This window comes from Streptomyces sp. NPDC101393, assembly GCF_044767385.1.
GTDB lineage: Bacteria > Actinomycetota > Actinomycetes > Streptomycetales > Streptomycetaceae > Streptomyces.
The window spans coordinates 381943-401738 of the sequence record NZ_JBIWNU010000008.1; the positions used below are offsets into that span (position 1 = coordinate 381943).

17 protein-coding genes and 1 tRNA gene are annotated in these 19796 nt (G+C 70.8%); 7 read left to right on the plus strand and 11 right to left on the minus strand.

The window, feature by feature from the left end; all coding sequences use genetic code 11:
* Nucleotides 1-233 precede the first annotated feature (233 nt).
* The 4 genes from galT to ACIRQ7_RS26550 all read left to right on the plus strand — a co-directional run bounded on the left by galT (nucleotide 234) and on the right by ACIRQ7_RS26550 (nucleotide 4526).
* A complete protein-coding gene (galT, locus tag ACIRQ7_RS26535; RefSeq protein ID WP_404265194.1) occupies nucleotides 234-1304 on the plus strand; it encodes a galactose-1-phosphate uridylyltransferase in 1071 nt (356 codons plus the stop codon).
* The gene (galE, locus tag ACIRQ7_RS26540) at nucleotides 1301-2290 is read left to right on the plus strand and encodes a UDP-glucose 4-epimerase GalE (protein WP_404265195.1); all 990 of its coding nucleotides are present in this window, start codon (nucleotides 1301-1303) and stop codon (nucleotides 2288-2290) included. Before galT ends, galE begins: the two co-directional genes overlap by 4 nt.
* Nucleotides 2290-3486, plus strand: coding sequence for a galactokinase (gene galK / locus ACIRQ7_RS26545; RefSeq protein ID WP_404265196.1), 1197 nt, complete (start codon nucleotides 2290-2292; stop codon nucleotides 3484-3486). Before galE ends, galK begins: the two co-directional genes overlap by 1 nt.
* Before the next feature lie 257 nt (nucleotides 3487-3743).
* Complete coding sequence (locus ACIRQ7_RS26550; protein WP_401472831.1) at nucleotides 3744-4526, plus strand: LuxR C-terminal-related transcriptional regulator; 783 nt, start codon at nucleotides 3744-3746, stop codon at nucleotides 4524-4526.
* Between the two features lie 43 nt (nucleotides 4527-4569).
* Here the strand turns inward: ACIRQ7_RS26550 and ACIRQ7_RS26555 are convergent, their stop codons facing one another.
* The 3 genes from ACIRQ7_RS26555 to ACIRQ7_RS26565 form a co-directional block, all read right to left on the minus strand.
* Nucleotides 4570-6648, minus strand: coding sequence for a beta-galactosidase (locus ACIRQ7_RS26555; RefSeq protein ID WP_404265197.1), 2079 nt, complete (start codon nucleotides 6646-6648; stop codon nucleotides 4570-4572).
* A gap of 35 nt (nucleotides 6649-6683) precedes the next feature.
* Nucleotides 6684-7523, minus strand: a complete 840-nt coding sequence (locus tag ACIRQ7_RS26560; RefSeq protein WP_404265198.1) for an SDR family NAD(P)-dependent oxidoreductase — start codon at nucleotides 7521-7523, stop codon at nucleotides 6684-6686.
* 123 nt (nucleotides 7524-7646) lie between these two features.
* Nucleotides 7647-8144, minus strand: a complete 498-nt coding sequence (locus ACIRQ7_RS26565; protein ID WP_401472839.1) for a MarR family winged helix-turn-helix transcriptional regulator — start codon at nucleotides 8142-8144, stop codon at nucleotides 7647-7649.
* A gap of 191 nt (nucleotides 8145-8335) precedes the next feature.
* Here ACIRQ7_RS26565 and ACIRQ7_RS26570 point away from each other — a divergent pair, with 191 nt between their 5' ends.
* Nucleotides 8336-9157: a trans-aconitate 2-methyltransferase gene (locus ACIRQ7_RS26570; protein ID WP_404265199.1), complete on the plus strand. Its 822-nt coding sequence runs from the start codon at nucleotides 8336-8338 to the stop codon at nucleotides 9155-9157.
* A gap of 23 nt (nucleotides 9158-9180) precedes the next feature.
* Nucleotides 9181-9591 carry a VOC family protein gene (locus ACIRQ7_RS26575; RefSeq protein WP_404265200.1) on the plus strand — a complete coding sequence of 137 codons (411 nt, stop codon included), beginning with the start codon at nucleotides 9181-9183 and terminating at the stop codon, nucleotides 9589-9591.
* 266 nt (nucleotides 9592-9857) lie between these two features.
* Here the strand turns inward: ACIRQ7_RS26575 and ACIRQ7_RS26580 are convergent, their stop codons facing one another.
* The gene (locus ACIRQ7_RS26580; RefSeq protein WP_401472853.1) at nucleotides 9858-10544 is read right to left on the minus strand and encodes a TetR family transcriptional regulator; all 687 of its coding nucleotides are present in this window, start codon (nucleotides 10542-10544) and stop codon (nucleotides 9858-9860) included.
* 7 nt (nucleotides 10545-10551) lie between these two features.
* Complete coding sequence (locus ACIRQ7_RS26585) at nucleotides 10552-11544, minus strand: acyl-CoA desaturase (protein ID WP_404265201.1); 993 nt, start codon at nucleotides 11542-11544, stop codon at nucleotides 10552-10554.
* 437 nt (nucleotides 11545-11981) lie between these two features.
* On the opposite strand from ACIRQ7_RS26585, the gene ppc reads away from it, so the two are divergent.
* Nucleotides 11982-14717, plus strand: a complete 2736-nt coding sequence (gene ppc, locus ACIRQ7_RS26590; protein ID WP_401473210.1) for a phosphoenolpyruvate carboxylase — start codon at nucleotides 11982-11984, stop codon at nucleotides 14715-14717.
* Nucleotides 14718-14798: 81 nt separating this feature from the next.
* Here the strand turns inward: ppc and ACIRQ7_RS26595 are convergent, their stop codons facing one another.
* The 6 genes from ACIRQ7_RS26595 to ACIRQ7_RS26620 all read right to left on the minus strand — a co-directional run bounded on the left by ACIRQ7_RS26595 (nucleotide 14799) and on the right by ACIRQ7_RS26620 (nucleotide 19648).
* Nucleotides 14799-15323: a hypothetical protein gene (locus ACIRQ7_RS26595; RefSeq protein ID WP_404265202.1), complete on the minus strand. Its 525-nt coding sequence runs from the start codon at nucleotides 15321-15323 to the stop codon at nucleotides 14799-14801.
* Nucleotides 15324-15403: 80 nt separating this feature from the next.
* Nucleotides 15404-15991: an aminoacyl-tRNA hydrolase gene (gene pth, locus ACIRQ7_RS26600; protein ID WP_404265203.1), complete on the minus strand. Its 588-nt coding sequence runs from the start codon at nucleotides 15989-15991 to the stop codon at nucleotides 15404-15406.
* Between the two features lie 162 nt (nucleotides 15992-16153).
* On the minus strand, nucleotides 16154-16750 hold the full coding sequence (locus ACIRQ7_RS26605; RefSeq protein WP_404265204.1) for a 50S ribosomal protein L25/general stress protein Ctc: 597 nt from the start codon (nucleotides 16748-16750) through the stop codon (nucleotides 16154-16156).
* A 202-nt stretch (nucleotides 16751-16952) separates the two neighbouring features.
* Entirely contained in the window at nucleotides 16953-17927 is a 975-nt protein-coding gene (locus ACIRQ7_RS26610) for a ribose-phosphate diphosphokinase (RefSeq protein WP_393683161.1), read from the minus strand.
* A gap of 73 nt (nucleotides 17928-18000) precedes the next feature.
* Nucleotides 18001-19455, minus strand: coding sequence for a bifunctional UDP-N-acetylglucosamine diphosphorylase/glucosamine-1-phosphate N-acetyltransferase GlmU (gene glmU / locus ACIRQ7_RS26615; protein ID WP_404265205.1), 1455 nt, complete (start codon nucleotides 19453-19455; stop codon nucleotides 18001-18003).
* Nucleotides 19456-19576: 121 nt separating this feature from the next.
* Nucleotides 19577-19648 (minus strand) — tRNA-Gln (locus ACIRQ7_RS26620).
* Between the last annotated feature and the right edge of the window lie 148 nt (nucleotides 19649-19796).

Consider the following 19796-nt stretch of genomic DNA (forward strand, 5'->3'; position numbering starts at 1 on the left):
CTGAACGAACAAAAACGTACGCGCGGTCCATCAGAAACTGAACACTTTTGTTGGTTCTATTTGTTGGATCATGATCTCGGATGTCGTTTTGCCCGGGAATGTCGGACCGCATACCCCCTGAGTGCCCGCTACTGCCTGTGATTGCTCGCTCCCGCTCCAGGCGTTGACGTCTCTGTTTGCTTGTGCTTCATTGTGTTTGTTTATGTTTGGTCGGAGTGATGAGGAGCTCGCGCGTGAAGAAGACGACGACCCGGCTGGCGGACGGCCGGGAGCTCATCTACTACGACTCCCGCGACGACACCGTCCGCGACGCGAGCGACCCGCGGCCCCTCGACCCGGTCTCCACCGCCTCCGAGATCCGCCACGACCGGCTGCTCGGCGACCGCGTCGCCATCGCCTCGCACCGCCAGGGCCGCACTTACCACCCGCCGGCCGACGAATGCCCGCTGTGCCCCTCCCGCGACGGCCGGCACTCCGAGATCCCCGCCGCCGACTACGACGTCGCCGTCTTCGAGAACCGCTTCCCCTCGCTCGCCGGCGACAGCGGACGCTGCGAGGTGGTCTGCTTCACCTCCGACCACGACGCGTCCTTCGCCGACCTCACCGAGGAGCAGGCCGCGCTCGTCCTGGACGCCTGGACCGACCGCACCGCCGAACTGTCCCAACTGCCGGGTGTGGAACAGGTCTTCTGCTTCGAGAACCGCGGCGCCGAGATCGGCGTCACGCTCGGCCACCCGCACGGCCAGATCTACGCCTACCCCTTCGTCACACCGCGCACCGAGCGGATGCTCACCTCGCTCGCCGCGCACCGCGAGAGCACCGGCGGCCGCAACCTCTTCGACGACGTCCTCGCCGACGAGCAGGCCGACGGCCGCCGCATCGTCCTCGACGGCGAACACTGGACGGCCTTCGTCCCGTACGCCGCCCACTGGCCGTACGAGGTGCACCTCTACCCCAAACGGAGGGTTCCCGACCTGCTCGCGCTCGATGACGCCGCGCGCACAGAGTTTCCACAGATCTACCTGGAAGTCTTGCGGAGGTTCGACCGGATCTTCGGTCCGGGCGGCGCCCGCACGCCCGGCCAGGGCGAAACACCCACTCCCTACATCGCCGCTTGGCACCAGGCGCCCGTGAACGCCGCGGACCGCGCCGAATTCGCACTTCACCTTGAGCTTTTCACCATTCGCCGCACTTCCGGCAAGCTGAAGTTCCTTGCGGGTTCGGAATCTGGCATGAATGTGTTCATCAATGACGTGCCGCCGGAAGACGCGGCCGAGCGACTGCGAGAGGTAGCGAGCGAGTGAGCAAGAAGTACCTGGTAACAGGCGGTGCGGGATACGTCGGCAGCGTCGTCGCGGCACATCTGCTGGAGGCCGGACACGAGGTGACCGTGCTGGACGACCTGTCCACCGGCCACCGCGAGGGCATCCCCGCGGGCGCCCGCTTCATCGAGGGCCGCATCCAGTCGCTCGCCGACGCGAGCGGCGCCGGGTGGCTGGATTCCTCGTACGACGCGGTGCTGCACTTCGCCGCCTTCTCGCAGGTCGGCGAGTCCGTCACCGACCCCGAGAAGTACTGGCGCAACAACGTCGGCGGCACCATGGACCTGCTCGCCGCCATGCGCACCGCGGGCGTGGGCACGCTCGTCTTCTCCTCCACCGCCGCCACCTACGGCGAGCCCACCGTCACCCCCATCACCGAGGCCGCCGCCACCGCGCCGACCAGCCCGTACGGCGCGAGCAAGCTCGCCGTCGACCACATGATCAGCGGCGAGGCCACGGCACACGGCCTGGCCGCCGTCTCCCTGCGCTACTTCAACGTCGCCGGCGCCTACGGCAGCAGCGGTGAGCGGCACGACCCCGAGTCGCACCTCATCCCGCTCGTCCTCCAGGTCGCCCAGGGCAAGCGCGACGCCATCTCCGTCTACGGCGACGACTACCCCACCCCCGACGGCACCTGCGTACGCGACTACATCCACGTCGCGGACCTCGCACAGGCCCACCTCCTCGCCCTGGAGAAGGCCACCGCGGGCGAGCACCTCATCTGCAACCTCGGCAACGGCAACGGCTTCTCCGTCCGCGAGGTCATCGAGACCGTCCGCAAGGTGACCGGGCACACCGTCCCGGAGATCGCCGCCCCCCGCCGGGCCGGCGACCCCGCCGTCCTGGTGGCCTCCGCACGGACCGCCATCGACAAGCTCGGCTGGCAGCCCAGCCGCGCCGACCTCGCCGGCATCGTCGCCGACGCCTGGAAGTTCGCGCAGTACCTCGAAGGGACAAAGGAGTCCTGATGTCCGCTCACGAAGCCGTCACCCCGACCGCCGCGCGCGAACACAGCGCCGCCCGCACCGAAGAGGACTTCCGCGCGGTGTACGCGGCCGCCCCCGCGGGCGTCTGGGCGGCGCCCGGCCGGGTCAACCTGATCGGTGAACACACCGACTACAACGACGGCTTCGTGATGCCGCTGGCCCTCCCGCACACCACCCTCGCCGCCGCCTCGGCCCGCACCGACGGAGTGCTGCGCCTGCACTCCGGCGGCGCCGACGGCGGCGTCGTCGAACTGCGCGTCGACGACCTGCGGCCGGCCCCCGACGGCGGCTGGGCCGCCTACCCGGCCGGCATCGTCTGGGCGATGCGGGAGGCAGGCCTGCCGGTGGGCGGTGCGGACCTGCACTACGACAGCGTGGTGCCCACCGGCGCCGGACTGTCCTCGTCGGCCGCCCTGGAGGTGGTCACCGCGCTCGCCCTCAACGACCTCTACGCGCTGGGCCTGGCCCCGCAGCGGCTGGCGCAGCTCGCGCAGCGCGCCGAGAACGCCTTCGTCGGCGTGCCCTGCGGAATCATGGACCAGACCGCCGCCGCCTGCTGCACCGACGGCCACGCCCTGTTCCTGGACACCCGCGACCTCACCCGGCGTCAGGTCCCGTTCGACCTGGCGGGGGAGGGGCTGCGGCTGCTGGTCGTCGACACCCGCGTCAAGCACGAGCTGGGGGACGGCGCGTATGCGGAGCGGCGCGCCGGATGTGAGCGCGGCGCGCGGGCGCTCGGCGTGCGCGCGCTGCGCGACGTGCCGTACGCGCATCTGCCCGAGGCCCTGGAAAAGCTGTCCGGGGAACCGGTCGTCCAGGCACTGGTGCGGCACATCGTCACCGAGAACCAGCGCGTCGAGGAGGTCATCGCCCGCCTCGACGCGGGCCGGACCCGCGCCATCGGCCCGCTGCTGAGCGCCGGACACGCCTCGCTCCGCGACGACTTCAAGATCTCCTGCGCCGAACTCGACCTCGCCGTCGACACCGCCAACGCGGCGGGCGCGGTGGGGGCCCGGATGACCGGCGGCGGCTTCGGCGGTTCGGCGATCGTGCTGGTCGAGGAGGCCGACGCGGCGGCCGTCACCACCGCCGTCACCGACGCGTTCACGGCGGCCGGCCACGCCGCGCCGCGCGTCTTCACCGCCGTACCGAGCGCGGGCGCCCGCCGCCTGAAGTAGGAGGCGCAGGACGGCATTCCGCGCGGTCCCGCCCGTACTGCCACGGCAGTTTCGCCAATCCGCTGCCCCCGCCGGACCCTGTCCGTACTCTGAGCTCAGCACCGGTGGGGGCCGGTGTCGATCAGGGGGCGAGACCGTCGGGCACGGCGCTCCGGGTGGGGGAGTCAGGCGGGCACGGCGGCGGCCGTGCGGCCGAGGCGATCTACAATCCGGGCGTCGTGCCCGCTATGGTCCGTTCACCGAGACAGGGGGTCTCTGTGCAACGCATCCGGGTTCTGGTGGTCGACGACCACCGCATTTTCGCCGAGTCCCTGGCAGCCGCGCTCGCGGCCGAGGTGGACGTGGAGGTGGCCGCGGCGGGCAGCGCCCCGGCCGCCCTGCGCAATCTGGAGCGGGCGGCCGCCGAGGGCCGTCGTTTCGACGTCCTGCTGGCCGACGCCGACCTCGGCGCCACCGGCGCACCGCTCAGCGCCGTGCCCGCGCAGGCGTCCGCCCGCGACGGCGCACCGCGCGGCGGCCCGGCCGACGGCATCGCCCTGGTCGCCGCCCTGCGCAGCGGCCATCCGGCCCTGCGCACCGTCGTCCTCGCCGAGCGCGACGACCCACGCCGCGCGGCAGCCGCCCTCCAGGCCGGTGCCTCCGGCTGGGTCGCCAAGGACTGCTCGCTCTCCCGGCTGCTGTCCGTCATCCGCGGGGTGCTGCGCGACGAGACGCATCTGCCGCCCGCGCTGCTCACCGGCGTGCTGCGGGAGCTGACCGCGGCCCGCAAGCACCGTACGGAGAGCGAGCGGCTGGTGGAGTCGCTGACGCCGCGCGAGCGGGAGGTGCTGCGCTGCATGGTGGCGGGGCTCGGCCGCAAGGCGGTCGCCGAGCGGCTGTTCCTCTCCCCGCACACCGTGCGTACCCATATGCAGAACGTGCTCGGCAAGCTCGGCGTGCACTCCACGCTCGCCGCGGTGGCCCTGGCCCGCCGGGCCGGGGTGGGGCCGGTCGAGCTGGAGGCGGCCCCGGTGGTGGCCGCCTCCCTGCCGGTGCCTTAGGCGCGTCCGCCCCGCGCGGACGACGGGCCCGTGCGGACACCCCCTAGGACCCTTCCGCCGGGGTGCTCGCCGTCCCGGCCGCCGGCTCCGTCAGTACGGCGACGCCGCGGGCGGGCAGGGTGACGCTGTCCGTGGGGCCCGCGCCCCCTTCCGCGTCCGTGGCGGCCGCCAGCGCGTCGGTCATCGCGGCGGGCAGGGGGACCTCCACGGCCGCGTCGCCGTGGTTGAGCAGGAACAGGAACTGCCCCTCGGCGCCCGCCCGGACGGTCGCCTGGACGCCCTCCGGCAGGCCCGGCAGCAGCGGCCGTACCCCCGCCTCGGCCCGTACGTCGTCCAACAGGGCGCGCATCAGGGCCGGTTCGAGCCGGGTGCCGAGGTACCACACCGCGCCCTGCCCGTAGGAGTGCCGGGTCACCGCGGGGCGGCCCGCCAGCTCACCGTCGGTGAAGTGCGCCAGCGCCTCGGCCCCTTCGAGGCCGATGACCTCCGACCACAGGTCGGCGCGCCCGCTGTAGGGTCCCCCGGGCTCTCGGTTGCGCCGGTGAGGGGTGGTGCCCCCCTCGCCCACCGCCACCGCGACGCCCTGGTCCAGCGGCCAGAACTCCTCGATCCGCAGTCCCAGCAGCTCGCGCAGCGGTGCCGGATAGCCTCCCGGGTGCACCCGGTCGTGCTCGTCGACGATCCCGGTGAAGAACGACACCACCAGCCGGCCGCCGCCGCGTACATAGGTCGCCAGCCGCTCCGCGTCGCGCGCGGTCAGCAGATACAGATTCGGCACCACGACGAGGCGGTAGCCGGACAGGTCGCGGTCCGGCGGCACCACGTCGCAGGGCACGCCGGCCTCGAAGAGCGGCCGGTAGTGGTCCAGCGCGATCCGGGAGTGGTCCAGCGCGGTCGACGGTTTGGAGTCCAGCTCCAGCGCCCACCAGCTGTGCCAGTCCGCCAGCAGTGCCACCTCGGCGCGTGACCGGGTCCCGGCGATGTCCCCCAGCGCGGCGAACTCCGCTCCCAGCGCGGCGACCTCGCGGAAGATGCGGGTGTCGGTGCCGCCGTGCGGCAGCATCGCCGAGTGGAACTTCTCCGCGCCGCCCAGTGACTGCCGCCACTGGAAGTACAGCACCGCGTCCGCGCCCTGGGCGACGGCCTGCCAGCTCCACAGCCGCATCGCGCCGGGCGGCTTGGGGCCGTTGCGGGGGCGCCAGTTGACGGCGCCCGGGGCCTGTTCCAGCAGCAGCCACGGCTGCCCGGAGCGCGCCGAGCGCATCAGGTCGAAGACGTATCCGGCCCGGATGTGGTCGTCGGCGGCGTGCGGGTCCTGGTAGAAGTCCAGCGCCACCGCGTCCATGTGCGCGGCCCAGGCGAACGCGTCGACCGGCTTGTGCTGCGGCATCAGATTGGTGGTGACGGGCACGCCGGGAGTGATCCGGTCCAGCACCGCCTTCTCGGCGAGGTAGCAGGCGCGCAGCGCGTCGTCGCCGAAGCGGAGGTAGTCCAGCTGCTGGGCGGGGTTGGGGAAGGTGGGGGCCGCGCGCGGCGGCAGCACCTCGTCGATGTCGCCGTACGCCTGCGACCAGAAGGCCGTCGACCAGGCGTCGTTGAGCGCGTCGACGCTCTCGTACCGCTCGCGCAGCCAGCGCCGGAAGTCGGCGGCCGAGACCTCGCAGAAGCACTGCCGCGTATGGCACCCGTACTCGTTCCCCACGTGCCACATGGTGAGCGCGGGGTGCCCGGCGTAGCGGGCGGCGAGCTGCTCGACGAGGCGTACGGCGTGGCTGCGGTAGACGGGGCTGGAGGGGCAGTAGTGCTGACGGCCGCCTGGCCAGCGGCGCTGCCCGTCCGGGCCCTCGGGCAGCATCTCGGGGTGCGCGCGGCTGAGCCAGGGCGGCGGCGAGGCGGTCATCGTCGCCAGGCAGACATCGATCCCGGCGCCCGCCAGCCCGTCCATCACCCGGTCGAACCACCCGAAGTTCCATACGCCGGGCCGGGGTTCGACCTTGGCCCAGGAGAAGATCCCCGCGGTGACCGTCGTGACGTGGGCCGCCTTCATCAGTTTCAGATCCTCGGCCCACACCGCCTCGGGCCACTGCTCGGGGTTGTAGTCGCCGCCGAATTGGATGCCCATCGGATCCCCCAGGGGTTAACCGGACACGGACAGACTCATGACGAGTTCTTGTACACACTCCAGCCGCCGTCCACCACCAGGCTCGCACCGGTGACGTACGACGCCTCGGCGGACATCAGGAACGCGATGGCCGCGGCGACCTCCTCGGGCCGCCCCAGCCGCCCGGCCGCGGTCTCCGCGGCGCTGGCCTGCCGCTCCTCCTCGCTGACGCCGTCCCAGGCGGCGGTCAGCACGGGCCCCGGCAGCACGCTGTTGACCCGCACCGCGGGGCCGTACTCGACGGCCAACTGCCGCCCCAGCCCGGTCAGTCCGGCCTTTGCCGCGGCGTAGGCGGGGCGCCCCGGCAGCCCGATCAGCGCATGCACCGAGGAGGTCAGCACCACCGCGCCGGAGTGCCCCCGCAGATCGTCCAGCGCGGCCCGCACCCCGAGGAAGGAGCCGGTGAGGTTGACGGCGAGCTGCCGGTCCCAGTCCGCGAGCGGGGTGTCCCCGGCGGCCGCGACGTACGGCAGGAAGGCGTTGCTGACCAGCCCGTCGACGGGCCCGTAGCGCTGCCGGGCCGCGTCGACCGCGGCCGACCAGTGGTCCTCGCGCGCCACATCGCAGTGCTCGTAGGAGGCCCGGCCGCCGGCCGCCCGGATCCGCCGCGCGATGTGCTCGCCCCGCCCGTCGTCGATGTCGAGCAGCAGCACGGCGGCGCCCTCGGCCGCCAGGCGGTCCGCGGTGGCCGCCCCGATGCCGGCCGCGGCCCCGCTCACCAGGACCGTCCGCCCCTCGAACCGTCTGCCGTACGGCTCGCCGAACGCGGGTCGCGGACCGCCCGGCAGGGGGCGGGTGGACTGCTGCTGCCGGCGCTCGGGGTGCTGCTGGCTCATGCCGCGATCCAAGCCCACGGCGCGGCACCCGGCAAGGGGACGTCCGGGCGGCCGCGCGCTCCTGCCGGGGCGCCACGCGCCTGCCGGCGGGGCCGCCGGGCACGGGCCGAGGGCCGTCGGGGCTCAGCCGGGAATGTTGTCGAAAGGCCCGGTCAACCTGCGCAGCAGACCGGCCAATTCGCCGCGCTGCTGGCGGGACAGCTCGGCGAGGATCGCGCGCTCCTGCGCCAGCAGCCCGGCCAGCGACTCATCGGCCTTGTCGCGGCCCTCGGGGGTCAGCCGGACCAGTACGCCGCGCCGGTCACTGGGGTCGGGCAGCCGCTCGACGAGGTTCTTCTTGGCGAGCCGGTCGATGCGGTTGGTCATCGTGCCGGACGTGACCAGGGTCTGGGTGAGCAGCGCGCCGGGGGAGAGCTGATACGGCTCGCCCGCGCGCCGCAGCGCGGTGAGCACGTCGAACTCCCAGGGCTCCAGGCCGACCTCGGAGAAGGCGATGCGGCGGGCCCGGTCGAGGTGTCTGGCCAGCCTGGATACCCGGCTGAGGACCTCAAGTGGTTCCACGTCGAGGTCCGGGCGCTCCCGGCGCCATGCTGCGACCAGTCGGTCGACCTCGTCCTCCATGACGATCAGTGTAAAGGGTCTGTCGACGTGAAGTCTCTTGACGTCGAGATATATTTTCCTGGACCATCCGGAGTAGCGGGCATCGTCGGAGGGAAGCTCACGTTCCATTCGATGTGGTCCGGATCGATGTGGCCCGAACCAGCTCCTCGTACGCACAGTCTCAGCCCTGCATCAGCAAAGGGGTTTCGCACATGCACGACGCAGCAATCTGGGATCCGCAGCAGTACCTCCGGCACGCCGGACACCGGACGCGCCCGTTCCTCGACCTGCTCACCCGGATACCCGACCTGCCGTCGCAGGACCGCCCCGCCCGCATCGCCGACCTCGGCTGCGGCCCCGGCAACGTCACGGTCCACCTCGCCGCCCGCTGGCCCGACGCGCACATCACGGGCTACGACAGCTCCCCGGAAATGCTGAAGGAAGCCGAGACCTACGCCGGGCCCACCCCCGGGGGCGGCCACCTCGACTTCGCCCCCGCCGACGCCACAGACTGGGCGCCCGACGAGCCGTACGACCTGATCGTCTCCAACGCCGCGCTGCAATGGGTCCCCAACCACCCGGACTCCTTCGCCCGCTGGATCGACGCCCTCACCCCCGGCGGCACCTTCGCCTTCCAGGTCCCCGGCAACTTCACCTCCCCCAGCCACGCCCTCCTCGGCGAACTGTGCGACGCCCCCCAGTGGCGCGAACGCCTCGACACCCACGGCCGCCGCTTCGTCCACATCCTCGACGCCGCCGAGTACCTGGAACGCCTCACCGACCTCGGCTGCGCCACCGATGCCTGGGAAACCACCTACGTCCAGCTCCTCCAGGGCGACGACCCCGTCCTGGACTGGGTCAAGGGCACCGCCCTGCGCCCCGTCCTGACCGCCCTGGAGCACGATCCCGAGGCCCGCAGCGCCTTCCTCGCCGAATACCGCGACCTGCTGCGCCAGGCCTACCCCACAGGCCGCCACGGCACGGTCTTCCCGTTCCGCCGGATCTTCGCGGTGGCCCACAAACCCCTGTCCTGACACCGGCCCCGGAGGCGACCGCCGTGATCACCGGCCTCGACCACATCCAGCTCGCCGCACCTCCCGGCACCGAAGACGCCCTGCGTGCCTACTACGTCGGCGTCCTCGGCATGACGGAGACCCTCAAGCCCGCACCCCTCGCGGCCCGCGGAGGCTGCTGGTTCGAGGCCGGCACGGCCCACCTCCACCTCGGCACCGACCCCGCACACCACCCCTCGGCCAAGGCCCACCCGGGCCTGAGCGTCACCTCGATCGACGCCCTCGCGGCCCGCCTGACGGCAGCCGGCGCCCCGGTCACCTGGGACCACGACCTGCCGGGCCGCCGACGCTTCTACTCGACGGACCCGGCGGGGAACCGGTTGGAGTTCTTGGAGTGCCTGGAGGCCTTGGAGTTGCTGGAGCCCCTGGTGTCCTCGGAGTTGCGGCGCGGGTGATATTCCGGGTCGGGAGAACACGTAGCGGAAGATGTTTGGTGCGAATTCCTCGCGGACCGACCGGGGCGAGAATTGCCAGTCGGCCAGTCGGCCAGTCGGCCAGTCGGCCAGTCGGCCAGTCGGCCAGTCGGCCAGTCGGCCAGTCGGCCAACCACCGTTGCCGGACGACGCCCCGCGACGTCGATTCAGCCGAAGCCGAAGCCGAAGCCGAAGCCGAAGCCGAAGCCGCGGGACGCAGTCCCAGCCGCCGTCCCGCGACCCCGCGCTCAGTTCTTCCGGTGCCCTATCAATCGCGGCTTCGCCTCCAGGTTGCCCAGGCCGTGCCAGGCCAGGTTGACCAGGTGGGCGGCCACCTCGGCCTTTTTCGGTTTGCGGGTGTCGACCCACCACTGGCCGGTCAGGGCGACCATGCCGACGAGGGCCTGGGCGTAGAGCGGGGCCAGCTTCGGGTCGAAGCCGCGGGCCTTGAATTCCAGGCCCAGGATGTCCTCGACCTGTGTGGCGATATCGCTGATCAGGGAGGCGAAGGTGCCCGTGGACTGGGCGACGGGGGAGTCGCGGACCAGGATGCGGAAGCCGTCCGTGAAGGTCTCGATGTAGTCGAGGAGGGCGAAGGCGGCCTGTTCGAGGAGTTCGCGGGGGTGGCCGGCGGTCAGTGCGCCCGTCACCATGTCCAGCAGCTGGCGCATCTCGCGGTCCACGACCACCGCGTACAGCCCCTCCTTGCCGCCGAAGTGTTCGTAGACCACCGGCTTGGAGACCCCGGCCTTCGCCGCGATCTCCTCCACCGACGTGCCTTCGAAACCACGCTCGGCGAAGAGCGTGCGACCGATGTCCAGCAGCTGCTCACGGCGCTCCGCACCGGTCATCCGGACCCGTCGGGTCCGCCTGTTGCCCGCGCCGGAGGAAGAACTGCCCTTGCTGCTGCTCACGCTGCTGCCGTCGATCGCCACCCGTCAATCATGCCTTCCCCGGCACCCCGGAAGCGGCCGTGTCCTTGCGCCGGGCGTCGATGCGTTCCGTGTTCGGCCAGCGGACGTCGTACGCCCAGCCGGCCTTCTCGCACCAGCGGATCAAACGGGCGCTGGAGTCCAGCTGCCCCTTCAGTACGCCGTGCCGGGCGCACGTCGGGTCGGCGTGGTGAAGGTTGTGCCACGACTCGCCGCACGACAGGACCGCCAGCCACCAGACGTTCCCGGAGCGGTCGCGGGACTTGAAGGGGCGCTTGCCCACGGCGTGGCAGATGGAGTTGATCGACCACGTGACGTGGTGGAGCAGGGCGACGCGGACCAGGGAACCCCAGAAGAACGCGGTGAGCGCGCCCTGCCAGGACCAGGTCACCAGGCCACCGACCAGCGGCGGAATCGCCAGCGACACCACCGTCCAGGCGATGAACTGGCGGGAGATCGCGCGGATCGCCGGGTCCTTGATCAGATCCGGTGCGTACTTGTGCTGCGGCGTCTGCTCCTCGTCGAACATCCAGCCGATGTGCGCCCACCACAGGCCCTTCATCAGCGCCGGCACCGTCTCACCGAAGCGCCACGGCGAATGCGGGTCGCCCTCGGCGTCGGAGAACTTGTGGTGCTTGCGGTGATCGGCGACCCAGCGCACCAGCGGTCCCTCGACCGCCAGCGAGCCCATGATCGCGAGTGCGAGGCGCAACGGACGCTTCGCCTTGAAGGCGCCATGGGTGAAATAGCGGTGGAATCCGATCGTGATGCCGTGGCAGCCGATGTAGTACATCGCCACCATCAGCCCCAGATCCAGCCAGCTCACCCCCCAGCCCCAGGCCAGCGGCACCGCGGCGAGCAGCGCCAGGAAGGGCACGGTGATGAACAACAGCAGCGTGATCTGCTCCAGAGAGCGTTTGCTGTCACCGCCCAGCGTCGCCAACGGCTGCGGCGAATCGGCAGGAACCGGTGACTCTTCGACGGCTTCAGGACCAGCGGTCATGTGGGTGTCCCTCGTCGGGGGGCTCGGGGGAACGGCTACGGCTACGGGACCGTAACCTACGGTTTCGTAAGTATGGCAGCGACGCCGTCACGGGCAAGGCCGTGACACCGTCGCGCGGGTCGTACGGCAGCGTCCCAAGAGCGCCGCGGCGGCGCCACGCCCCCGGCGCCAGAACCTTCGCCGGCACTCCCCACCGAGACCACTGTCACAGGCCGCATACCAGGTCGGACGGGGTGGATTCCCAGCAATCGGACGGTGTGATCCGCTGTGAGTGGGGAGACCTATCCTTGGGGCGTCGGACAGCGCGGTCCGCAACCCGCCCGCAAATCAGACGTGCCCACGCGTCGCCCACCCCGCCGTAGGAACCGGGCCGCTGCGCGACGCTGCTATAGCTGCAAGGAGCCGCACCTGTGAGCACTGCCGACAATTCCGCCGAGATCGCGACCGCCGACACCACGGACGGCAACGCGAGCGACAACATCGCCCTGCGCGCCGACATCCGCCGCCTCGGCGACCTCCTCGGCGAGACCCTTGTGCGCCAAGAGGGACAAGATCTCCTGGACCTCGTCGAGCGGGTCCGCGCTCTGACCCGCTCCGACGGCGAAGCCGCCGCCCGGCTCCTCGGCGACACCGACCTCGCCACCGCCACCAAGCTCGTCCGCGCCTTCTCCACCTACTTCCACCTCGCGAACGTCACCGAGCAGGTCCACCGTGGCCGCGAGCTGCGCACCCGCCGCGCCGAAGAAGGCGGCATCCTCGCCCGCACCGCGGACATGCTCAAGGACGCGGACCCCGAGCACCTGCGGCAGACCGCCGCCAACCTCGGCGTACGTCCCGTCTTCACCGCACACCCCACCGAGGCAGCCCGCCGCTCCGTCCTCACCAAGCTCCGCAAGGTCGCCGAGCTCCTGGACCACACGGACACCACCGAGCGCCGCCGCACCGACCTGCGCCTCGCCGAGAGCATCGACCTCATCTGGCAGACCGATGAGCTGCGCGTTGCCCGCCCGGAGCCCACCGACGAGGCCCGTAACGCCATCTACTACCTCGACGAGCTCGGCCGCGGCGCCGTGGGCGATGTCCTCGAAGACCTCGCCGCCGAGCTGGAGCGCGCCGGCACCGAGCTGCCCGCCGGCACCCGCCCGCTGACCTTCGGCACCTGGATCGGCGGCGACCGCGACGGCAATCCCAACGTCACCCCGCAGGTCACCTGGGACGTGCTGATCCTCCAGCACGAGCACGGCATCACCGACGCCCTTGAGCACGTCGACGACCTGCGCGGCGCCCTCTCCAACTCCATCCGCAACTGCGGCGCCACCGACGAGCTCCTCGCCTCCCTCCAGAACGACCTGGAACTCCTCCCGGAGATCAGCCCCCGCTACAAGCGCCTGAACTCCGAAGAGCCCTACCGCCTCAAGGCCACCTGCGTCCGCCAGAAGCTCGTCAACACCCGCGACCGTCTCGCCGGCGACACCCCGCACGTCCCCGGCCGCGACTACCTCGGCACCGCGGAACTCCTCGACGACCTCGCCCTCATCCAGACCTCGCTGCGGGAGCACCGCGGCGGCCTGGTCGCCGACGGCCGCCTGGAGCGCACCCTGCGCACCATCGCCGCCTTCGGCCTGCAGCTCGCCACCATGGACGTCCGCGAGCACGCCGACGCCCACCACCACGCCCTCGGCCAGCTCTTCGACCGCCTCGGCGAAGAGTCCTGGCGGTATGTGGACATGCCGCGCGACTACCGCCGCAAGCTCCTCGCGAAGGAGCTCCGCTCCCGCCGGCCGCTCGCCCCCAGCCCCGCGCCCCTCGACGAAGCCGGTGCCAAGACCCTCGGCGTCTTCCGCACCATCCTCAAGGCCAAGGACACCTTCGGCCCCGAGGTCATCGAGTCGTACATCATCTCCATGTGCGCCGGCTCGGACGACGTCTTCGCCGCCGCGGTCCTCGCCCGCGAAGCCGGTCTCATCGACCTGCACGCCGGCTGGGCCAAGGTCGGCATCGTGCCGCTGCTGGAGACGACGGACGAGCTGAAGATCGCCGACCAGCTCCTCGACGAGATGCTCGCCGACCCGTCCTACCGCCGCCTGGTCGCCCTCCGCGGCGACGTCCAGGAGGTCATGCTCGGCTACTCGGACTCCTCCAAGTTCGGCGGCATCACCACCTCGCAGTGGGAGATCCACCGCGCCCAGCGACTGCTGCGCGACGTCGCCCACCGGCACGGCGTACGCCTGCGCCTCTTCCACGGCCGCGGCGGCACCGTCGGCCGCGGCGGCGGCCCCTCCCACGACGCGATCCTCGCCCAGCCCTACGGCACCCTCGAAGGCGAGATCAAGGTCACCGAGCAGGGCGAGGTCATCTCCGACAAGTACCTCGTCCCCTCCCTCGCCCGCGAGAACCTCGAACTGACCGTCGCCGCCACCCTGCAGGCCTCCGCCCTGCACACCCGGCCCCGCCAGTCCGACGAAGCCCTCGCCCGCTGGGACGCGGCCATGGAAACCGTCTCCGACGCCGCCCACGGCTCCTACCGCCGGCTCGTCGAGGACCCCGACCTGCCCGCCTACTTCTTCGCCTCCACACCCGTCGACCAGCTCGCCGAACTCCACCTCGGCTCGCGCCCCTCCCGCCGCCCCGACAGCGGCGCCGGACTCGACGGACTGCGCGCCATCCCGTGGGTCTTCGGCTGGACCCAGTCCCGCCAGATCGTCCCCGGCTGGTTCGGCGTCGGCACCGGCCTCAAGGCCGCACGCGAGGCGGGACTCGACAGCGTCCTCGACGAAATGCACGAGCACTGGCACTTCTTCCGCAACTTCCTGTCCAACGTCGCCATGACCCTGGCCAAGACCGACCTGCGGATCGCCCAGCACTACGTCGACACCCTCGTCCCCGACGACCTCAAGCACGTCTTCGACGTCATCAAGGCCGAACACGAGCTCACCGTCCAGGAAGTGCTGCGCATCACCGGCGAGGACGCCCTCCTCGACTCCAACCCCGTCCTGCGCCAGACCTTCCACATCCGCGACGCCTACCTCGACCCGATCAGCTACCTCCAGGTCTCACTGCTGGCCCGCCAGCGCGAAGCCGCCGCCCGCGGTGAAGAGGCCGACCCGGTGCTCGCCCGCGCCCTGCTGCTCACCGTCAACGGCGTCGCCGCCGGTCTGCGCAACACCGGCTGATCACCCGGCACACGAAAAGCGGCCCGCCCCTTCACCGGAGAACACCGGAGAAGGGGCGGGCCCTTTTCGTGTACGGGGTACCTACAGCGCCGCGAACGCCGCCCCCAGCAGCACCGCACCGATCAAACCCATCACCCACGCCGTACGCCGCAACCGCATGCCCCCGGCCACCACCAGCGCCGCCAGCAACAACGACCCCGCGAACGGCACCCACGCGTGCAGGATCCCGGCCGGCCCCGTCCGCACCGCGTGCGCCGTACCCGGCTTCACGGTCACCTCGACCACCGCACCCTTGTCCGGCGCCGCCGCCTCGGCTATCGACACCTTCGGCCGCCGCTCGCCGTCCCCACCCGTCGGCACATACGGGCCCGTGCACCGCTCGCCCCGGCACGACACCACCGTCATCGTGCCGCGCTCCCGCGCCTTGACGAGCATCGCGTACTGCGCCGAACTCCACGACGTCCACACACCCGCCACCAACAACAGCAGCGCCAACGCACCCATCAGGGCCACCCGGGCAACAAGCAGCGCTCCTACGGCGCTCTCACCGACCCGCCGGGTGCGGCTGCGTCTGACCGAACTGGTGCGCGTACTGCTTCTGGGCATGGCGGCGATACTTGGCCATCCCACAGCGCCCGGTCAACCTCCGCCCACCATTCGTCAGAGCCTGCCCCAGGCTGTCCTCTTCACGTGTTGTACGTGCTCTGCGCCCTTTCCAAACCGTCCACGACCAACGTCTCCACGGCGTCCGCCGCCCGGTCGACGAAGTAATCCAGTTCCTTGCGCTCCACCGACCCGAAGTCCTTCAGCACAAAGTCCGCCACCTGCATACGGCCCGGCGGCCGCCCGATGCCGAACCGCACCCGGTGATAATCCGCACCCAGCGACTTCGTGATCGACTTCAGGCCGTTGTGGCCGTTGTCGCCGCCGCCCAGCTTCAAGCGCAGCGCACCGTAATCGATATCCAACTCATCATGAATCGCCACGATGTTGGCCACCGGCACCTTGTAGAAATCCCGCAACGCGGTGACCGGACCGCCCGACAGGTTCATGAAGGACAACGGCTTCGCCACGACCACCCGGCGGCTCGAAAGCCCCGGTGCACCGAAACGCCCCTCCACCACCTGCGCCCGCGCCTTGTGCGCCTTGAAGCGGCCGCGCATCCGCTCCGCCAGCAGATCCGCCACCATGAATCCCACATTGTGGCGATTGGCCGCGTACTCCGGCCCCGGATTACCCAGCCCCACCACAAGCCACGGGTCAGCGTCCGTCATCTCTGCGTCTCTCCCACATCCGCCGGCACTCCACCACCGGTCACCGAACAACTGGCCTGGAAACAACCCAACCGCCGCCCCGCACCCGAAAGTGCGCGGCAGCGGCTGGACAGCACCTCAACGCGACGACGACCCGCGGGCGGGCCCGCCGCGCTCAGCGACTCAGGCCTCGGAGGCCGCGTCGCCCTCGCCCTCGGCGGACTCCTCGGCCGGCGCCTCGGCCTGCGCCGCGACAACCTGCAGGGCGACGACGTCGTCCTCGATCGCCAGCGTCGAACCGGCCGGCAGCTTGATGTCCTTCGCCAGGACCGTGTCACCGGCGTCCAGGCCCGCGACGGAGACGGTGACCGACTCCGGGATGTGGGTGGCCTCGGCCTCGACCGGCAGGGTGTTGAGCAGGTGCTCAAGGATGTTCGCACCCGGGGCCAGGTCGCCCTCGGTGAGAATCGGGATCTCGACGGTGACCTTCTCGCCCTTGCGCACGGCCAGGAAGTCCACGTGGACCAGGAAGCCACGGATGGCCTCACGCTGCACGGCCTTCGGGATGACCAGCGCGTCGGTGCCGTCCACGTCCAGGCGGATCAGGACGTTCGGCGTCTTCAGGGCCATCATCAGCGAGTGGTTGTGAATGGCAACGTGCTGCGGCTTGTCGCCGTGGCCGTAAATGACGGCGGGGACCAGGTCCGCGCGGCGGGCGCGACGGGCGGCACCCTTACCGAAATCGTTACGGATCTCGGCGGTGAGCTTGACCTCAGCCATGACGGCACTCCTCGTATCTCAGGAAACTGCTGACCGTTACCCGGCCCACGACAGACCTGCTACGAAGAGCGCGTCGATAACGGACTCACCGCACAAAGAAGTGCGGCCTCCCTCGCCGAGCAACTCCGTGAGTCTACCCGGCCGGGAGGCCGCCCCAAAGTCGATCAATGCCGACCTACGTCACACCGTGCGCGAGGCCGCGTCACTGCTCTTCGAAGAGGCTCGTGACCGAACCGTCCTCGAAGACCTCACGGATCGCCCGCGCCACCGTCGGCGCCATCGACAGCACCGTGATCTTGTCCAGCTCCAGCTCCGAAGGCGTCGGCAGCGTATTCGTGAACACGAACTCGCTCACCTTCGAATTCTTCAGCCGGTCCGCCGCCGGACCCGACAGCACGCCGTGCGTCGCCGTCACGATCACGTCCGACGCGCCGTTCGCGAACAGCGCGTCCGCGGCCGCACAGATCGTGCCGCCGGTGTCGATCATGTCGTCGACCAGGACGCACACCCGGTCCTTCACGTCGCCGACGACCTCATGGACGGTGACCTGATTGGCCACGTCCTTGTCGCGCCGCTTGTGCACGATCGCCAGCGGCGCGCCCAGACGGTCGCACCAGCGGTCCGCCACCCGCACCCGGCCGGCGTCCGGCGAGACCACGGTCAGCTTGTCCCGGTCCACCTTCGCGCCGACGTAGTCAGCAAGCACCGGCAGGGCGAACAGATGATCCACCGGTCCGTCGAAGAAGCCCATGATCTGGTCCGTGTGCAGATCGACGGTGACGATACGGTCCGCACCCGCCGTCTTCATCAGATCCGCGATCAGCCGGGCCGAAATCGGCTCCCGGCCGCGGTGCTTCTTGTCCTGGCGGGCATAGCCGTAGAAGGGAACGACCACGGTGATGCTGCGGGCCGAGGCTCGCTTCAGCGCATCAATCATGATCAACTGTTCCATGATCCACTTGTTGATCGGAGCCGTGTGGCTCTGGATCAAAAAGCAGTCCGCACCACGCGCCGACTCCTGATAACGGACGTAGATCTCACCGTTGGCGAAGTCGAACGCCTTCGTCGGGACCAGGCCGACACCCAGCTGGTGCGCGACCTCCTCGGCCAGCTCGGGGTGGGCGCGGCCGGAGAAGAGCATCAGCTTCTTCTCGCCGGTCGTCTTGATCCCGGTCACAGCAAATCTCCTCGAATCCCTGTTTGCGTGCGCTTATCACGGTAACGCCCCGCACGGCGTACCCAGTGCACGGTCACCGCTCGCCTTCGGACTCCTGGCGAGCGGTCGAAGCGGCCTGCGCGGCGGCGCTCCCGGGCCGCTTGCGCGCGACCCAACCCTCGATATTCCGCTGCTGGCCACGCGCGACCGCCAGCGAACCCGGGGGCACATCCTTGGTGATGACCGAGCCGGCCGCGGTGTACGCGCCGTCCCCGATCGTGACAGGAGCCACAAACATGTTGTCCGACCCCGTCTTGCAGTGAGAACCGACGGTCGTGTGGTGCTTGGCCTCGCCGTCGTAGTTCACGAAGACACTGGCCGCGCCGATGTTGGTGAACTCACCAATCGTCGCATCCCCCACGTACGACAGATGCGGCACCTTCGTGCCCTCACCGATCGACGCGTTCTTCATCTCGACGTACGTGCCCGCCTTGGCCCGCGGGCCCAGCTCCGAACCCGGCCGCAGGTACGCGTACGGACCCACGCTCGCGCCGTCGCCGACCCGCGCGCCGTCCGCCACGGTGAACGACACCACCGCGTCCGCACCGACCACGGTGTCCGACAGCCGCGAATTCGGCCCGACCTCGGCGCCCGCGCCCACCCGCGTCGCACCCAGCAGCTGTGTCCCCGGCTGCACCACCGCGTCCGGCTCGAACTCCACCGAGACGTCGATCCAGGTCGTCGCCGGATCCACCACCGTCACGCCGGCCAGCATCGCCAGCTCCAGCAGCCGGTCGTTCAACAGCCGCCGCGCCTGCGCCAACTGGACCCGGTTGTTGATCCCCAGGATCTCCCGGTGGTCGTCGGCGACCGCGGCCCCGACCCGGTGCCCGGCCTCCCGCAGGATCCCCAGCACGTCCGTCAGGTACTCCTCGCCCTGGCTGTTGTCCGTACGGACCTTCCCCAGGGCGTCGGTCAGCAGCCGGCCGTCGAAGGCGAAGACCCCGGAGTTGATCTCCCGGATGGCACGCTGGGAGTCCGTGGCGTCCTTGTGCTCGACGATGGCGGTGACCGCGCCGCCGGCGTCCCGCACGATCCGGCCGTAACCGGTCGAATCGGGGACCTCGGCCGACAGCACGGTGACGGCGTTCCCTTCGGCGGCGTGCGTCTCGCTGAGCTTCCGCAGCGTCTCGCCGGTCAGCAGCGGGGTGTCGCCGCACACCACGACGACCGTGCCGTCGAGGGCGGCGCCGTCGGCACTCAGCTCCTCCAGGCCCATCCGGACGGCGTGTCCGGTGCCGTTCTGCTCATGCTGCACAGCGGTGCGGACGCTCGGATCGACGTCGGCGAGATGCGCCTGGACCTGCTCACGGGCGTGGCCGACGACCACGACGAGGTGCTCGGGGGACAGATCACGGGAGGCGGCGACGACATGTCCGACGAGGGAGCGGCCGCAGATCGCGTGCAGGACCTTGGGGGTCGCCGACTTCATGCGGGTACCCTCACCCGCTGCGAGAACGACGACGGCTGCCGGGCGGTTGGCGCTCACGGGGATGCCCTTCGGCTTCTTGGCTACTTCGGGTGGTGGTCACCCGAAGGATACCGGTGCGTATTGCTGCCGAAACGCGGGCGGGTCCTGACCGATCGGTCAGGACCCGGAGTGTGCGCTGCTCCCCCGCCAGGACTCGAACCCGGACTTAAGGCACCAAAAGCCTCAGTGCTGCCGATTACACCACAGGGGATGGCGAAATCGTCCGAAACGGACATTTCTTTATGCCGGCGCTTGGCCCCCAACACTATGCCGTACCACCAGCCTTCGATGCGACGGTACAGCTCCGCACTTTGTAGCACCCGAACCGCCGGGCGTGCGTGGTGCCCCTCTCCCGACCG

What these genes read in the sequence shown, in the direction of transcription:
- pth (WP_404265203.1), bottom strand. Translation starts at nt 15,991, where the DNA reads ATGACGGACGCTGACCCGTGGCTTGTGGTGGGGCTGGGTAATCCGGGG.
- ACIRQ7_RS26605 (WP_404265204.1), bottom strand. Translation starts at nt 16,750, where the DNA reads ATGGCTGAGGTCAAGCTCACCGCCGAGATCCGTAACGATTTCGGTAAG.
- galK (WP_404265196.1), top strand. Translation starts at nt 2,290, where the DNA reads ATGTCCGCTCACGAAGCCGTCACCCCGACCGCCGCGCGCGAACACAGC.
- ACIRQ7_RS26555 (WP_404265197.1), bottom strand. Translation starts at nt 6,648, where the DNA reads ATGGGCATCCAATTCGGCGGCGACTACAACCCCGAGCAGTGGCCCGAG.
- ACIRQ7_RS26565 (WP_401472839.1), bottom strand. Translation starts at nt 8,144, where the DNA reads ATGGAGGACGAGGTCGACCGACTGGTCGCAGCATGGCGCCGGGAGCGC.
- ACIRQ7_RS26570 (WP_404265199.1), top strand. Translation starts at nt 8,336, where the DNA reads ATGCACGACGCAGCAATCTGGGATCCGCAGCAGTACCTCCGGCACGCC.
- ACIRQ7_RS26560 (WP_404265198.1), bottom strand. Translation starts at nt 7,523, where the DNA reads ATGAGCCAGCAGCACCCCGAGCGCCGGCAGCAGCAGTCCACCCGCCCC.
- ACIRQ7_RS26595 (WP_404265202.1), bottom strand. Translation starts at nt 15,323, where the DNA reads ATGCCCAGAAGCAGTACGCGCACCAGTTCGGTCAGACGCAGCCGCACC.
- ACIRQ7_RS26585 (WP_404265201.1), bottom strand. Translation starts at nt 11,544, where the DNA reads ATGACCGCTGGTCCTGAAGCCGTCGAAGAGTCACCGGTTCCTGCCGAT.